The organism is Mesorhizobium sp. M5C.F.Ca.IN.020.29.1.1 (assembly GCF_003997375.1).
GTDB lineage: Bacteria > Pseudomonadota > Alphaproteobacteria > Rhizobiales > Rhizobiaceae > Mesorhizobium > Mesorhizobium wenxiniae.
This window is the reverse complement of sequence record NZ_RZSW01000534.1, coordinates 1-4295: the sequence shown is the minus strand read 5'-3', so window position 1 is coordinate 4295 and position 4295 is coordinate 1. Positions and strand designations below refer to the sequence as shown.

Here is a 4295-nt window from a genome sequence, read left to right as displayed (position 1 = left end):
TTCCTGCTGCCTGTCTCGCAATTTCCCGACATCACGCCGCCTCAGGTCGTGGTCAGCGCCAACTACCCGGGCGCCAGTGCGCAAGTCGTGGCCGACACCGTCACGACGCCGCTCGAGCAGCAGATCAACGGCGTTGAAGGCATGACCTATATGTCGTCATCGAGTTCCAATGACGGCTCGTCGACGATCACCATCACCTTCGAGGTCGGCTACTCCCTGAGCACCGCCGCCGTCGACGTCCAGAACCGCGTGTCGCAGGCGGCGTCCTCGCTGCCGGCCATCGTCAACCAGGGCGGCGTGACGATCAAAAAGCAGAATCCGAATTTCGTCCTGATCGTCAACCTCACCTCGCCCGACGGCTCCGTCGATCCGGTCGCGCTCAGCAACCTCGCCTACCTGCAAGTGGTCGACCCGCTTAAGCGCCTGCCGGGCGTCGGCGACGTGCAGATCTTCGGCGAGCGGCGCTATTCGATGCGCGTATGGCTCGATCCCGACAAGCTCGCCAATCTCGGCATCACAGCCGTCGATGTCCAAAACGCCATCGCCGAGCAGAATGTCCAGGTTGCGGCCGGCAAGATCGGGCAGTCGCCTGCGCCGGCGGGTACTGCTTTCGAAATGCAGGTCAACGCAGTCGGCCGACTGAGCGATCCCAAGGAATTCGGCGATATCGTCGTGCGCGCCGATGCCGCGAACGGTTCGTTGGTTCGGCTGCGCGACGTCGCGCGCATCGAACTCGGCGCCCTGCAATATTCGTCGTCGGCATTCTTCGGCGAGGATCCGACCGTGGTGCTTGCGGTCTACCAGATGCCGGGTTCGAACGCGCTCGATCTGCAGCAGCGCGTCAAGGACAAGATGCAGGAACTGTCGGCCCGCTTCCCGAAGGGCGTCAGTTACGCCATGCATTACGATACGACACGTTTCGTTTCGGCGTCGATGCACGACGTGCTGGTCACGCTCGGCGAGGCGCTGGTCCTGGTTGTCGCGGTGGTGTTCATCTTCCTGCAGAGCTGGCGGACCACGATCATCCCGACGATTGCGATTCCCGTGTCGCTGGTGGCCACGCTCGTTGTCATGTACATGTTCGGCTTCTCGCTGAACATGCTCAGCCTGCTCGGCATGGTGCTGGCGATCGGTCTCGTCGTCGATGACGCGATCGTCGTCGTCGAGAATGTCGAGCGCCAGCTGGAGGCCGGCCTCAAACCGCTCGCTGCCACGCGCGCGGCGATGGCCGAGGTCACCGGCCCGATCATCGCCACGACCGCCGTGCTGATGGCCGTGTTCGTGCCGGTCGCCTTCATACCCGGCGTTTCCGGCCGGCTCTACAACCAGTTTGCCCTGACGGTGGCGATCTCCTTCGGCATCTCCGCCTTCGTCTCGCTGACGCTCACTCCGGCGCTCAGCGCCGCCTTCCTGCGCCACCGCCCGGCAACGCAGTTCTTCCTGTTCCGCTGGTTCAACACGGGCTTCGAACGGCTGTCGCATGGCTATGCCCATGGTGTGCGCATCCTCATCCGCCTGCGCTGGATCATGCTCGGGCTGTTCGCGGCCGGGCTTGTTGCCACCTATTTCGTCTGGCAGCGCCTGCCCTCGACCTTCCTTCCGGTCGAGGACCAGGGCTACTTCTTCGTGGTCATCCAGTTGCCGGATGGAGCATCGCTGGAACGCACCGACGCGGTGGCCCGCAAGGCACGCGACATCCTGCAGAATACGCCTGGTGTCGAAATAGTCGGTTCGATCAGCGGCTTGAACTTTCTCACCAGTGCCGCCCAGTCGAACTCGGCAGTGGAATTCGCCATCCTGAAGCCATGGGACGAACGCGGCCCTGACCAGAGCGCCTCGAAGCTCGTCGCCGACGTGCGCTCGAAGCTCATGGAACTTCCGGAAGCGTTCGCGCTAAGCTTTGATCCGCCTTCGATCCCGGGCATCGGCACGACCGGCGGCTTCGAATTCCAAGTGGAGGATCTGACCGGTCGCGGCAGCGCTGCGCTCAACGACGCGACGCAAGCCGTGCTGGCCGAAGCGCGCAAACAGCCCGAGCTCAACCCGCAGCAATTGTTCTCGTCGTTCTCGACCTCGACGCCGCAGTTCAACTACGACCTCGACCGCAACAAGGCGAAACTGCTCGGCCTCAGCCTGCCTGACGTGTTCAACACGCTGCAGATCTACCTCGGCTCGCTCTATGTGAACGACTTCAACCTGTTTGGCCGCACCTTCCGGGTGACGATCCAGGCCGACAAGGATGCGCGTGCAGGTGCGGCCGACATTTCGCGGCTCTATGTGCGCAATGCCTCCGGCGGCATGGTGCCGTTGAGCACGCTCGGCAAGCTGGTGCCTATCGTAGGCCCGGAAACCGTCCCGCATTACAACAACAATGCGTCGGCCCTGATCAACGGCGGTGCCGCACCCGGCTTCTCCTCGGGCCAGGCGGTCGCCGCGATGGAACGGGCCGCTGCCACGGCACTGCCGAAGGATTTCGGCTACGAATGGACTGGCATCACCTATCAGGAGCTCAAGGCCGGATCGATCGCCTCGATTGTCTTCGGTCTCGCCATGGTCTTCGTCTTCCTGATCCTCGCCGCCCAATACGAGAGCTGGGCCATGCCCTTCATGGTTCTGCTCGCGGTGCCGCTTGCCCTGTTCGGTGCCTTTGTCGCCTTGTTGATGCGCGGCATGCAGATCGACGTCTATTCGCAGATCGGCTTCGTCATGCTGATCGGGCTGGCGGCGAAGAACGCCATTCTGATCGTGGAGTTTGCCCGGCGCCGGCGCGAGGAAGGCCTCAGCATCGTCGACGCCGCAATGGAAGCGGCGCGCCTGCGGCTGCGGCCCATCCTGATGACCGCCTTCGCGTTCATCCTCGGCGTGCTGCCGCTGATGTTCTCCACAGGTGCTGGTGCAGCGAGCCGCCAGTCGATCGGCACCACCGTCTTTGGCGGCATGGTCGCAGCGACGATCCTGTCGCTGGTGTTCGTGCCGGTCTTCTATGCGGTGATCGAGCAGCTGCGCGAGCGCGGCAGCAAGAGCGAACCCGTTGCCGAACTGACTGAACCCACTGCCGAACCCGCTTTCGAGCGATTAGCCGAAGCGGCCGAATAGGATTGGAGAATTGATCATGCGTAAATGGAAAATTGCATTGGGAGCGGCGGTTGCCGTTGGGGCGATCTCGGTGGCCAGCGTTCACTTGCTCGACATGGGCAATTTCGGGCTCAACGCCGGTACGGCAGGAGCGGCAACGCCCGAACCCGCGGCGTTTGTCATGCCGGTGCCGGTGGTGAGCGTCGTCAAGAAGACGATCCCGATCTATCTCGACTATGCCGCCCGCACAGAGCCGATCCGCAGCATCACGCTGCAAGCGCGCGTGCCGGGTTATCTGCAGGAGCAGGTCGCGCCCGACGGCAGCGATGTCAAGAAGGGCGACCTTCTCTACAAGATCGCTCCAGAGGATTTCCAGGCCGCCCTCGACCAGGCGAAGGCTCAGGTCCAGCGCGACGAAGCAACGCTCGACTATGCGCGTTCCAACCTTGGTCGCGGCACCGAGCTCGCCAAGAGCGGATACATCGCCAAGGATGCGTTCGACCAGCGCACCAGCAGCTTGCGCGAGGCCCAGGCCTCGCTCGCCGTGAACCAGGCGGCTGTGCGGACCGCCGAGCTCAATCTGAGCTATTCCGAAATCAAGGCGCCGTTCGCCGGGCGCGTCGGCCGCAACCAGGCCTCGGTCGGAACGCTGGTCAGCGTCGCCGGCACTGTGCTCAACACGCTGGTGCAGCTCGACCCGATCTATGTCACCTTCAATCCGAGTGAAACGGATCTGGTGCAGATCGAGGAAGCCCGCGCGGCGGGGCCCGTCGAAGTCGACGTCCTGCTTCCCGGCGATACGGAGCCGCGCCAGAGAGGTCAGCTCACCTTCATCGACAACACGATCGATCGTTCGACCGGCACCATCACCGCACGGGCGACGATCGGCAATGCCAAGTTCACACTGCTGCCGGGCCAATATGTTCGCGTCAGGCTGCACATCAAGCAGCAGCCCGATGCACTGATGGTGCCGCAGACGGCGTTGGGATCGAGCCAGCTCGGCAAATACCTCTATGTCGTCGGCAAGGACAACACTGTCGACCAGCGCATCGTTTCGCTCGGGCCGACCAATGGCGATCTGGTGGCCATCTCGAGCGGCGTATCGGAAGGCGACCAGGTGATAACTGGCAATCTGCAGAAGATCGGCCCGGGAATGCCTGTCTCGCCGCTGCCACAGAAACCGGCCACCTGATACCCCCCATCAGGCCCGGCCCAGCGGC

General features: G+C 63.5%; 2 protein-coding genes. Both read left to right on the top strand.

Annotated elements, in window-relative coordinates:
• On the top strand, positions 1–3096 hold a 3096-nt coding region (locus EOA85_RS28995; RefSeq protein ID WP_164759947.1), incomplete at its 5' end, for a multidrug efflux RND transporter permease subunit.
• A 16-nt stretch (positions 3097–3112) separates the two neighbouring features.
• A complete protein-coding gene (locus EOA85_RS28990; protein WP_127212044.1) occupies positions 3113–4267 on the top strand; it encodes an efflux RND transporter periplasmic adaptor subunit in 1155 nt (384 codons plus the stop codon).
• Positions 4268–4295 lie beyond the last annotated feature (28 nt).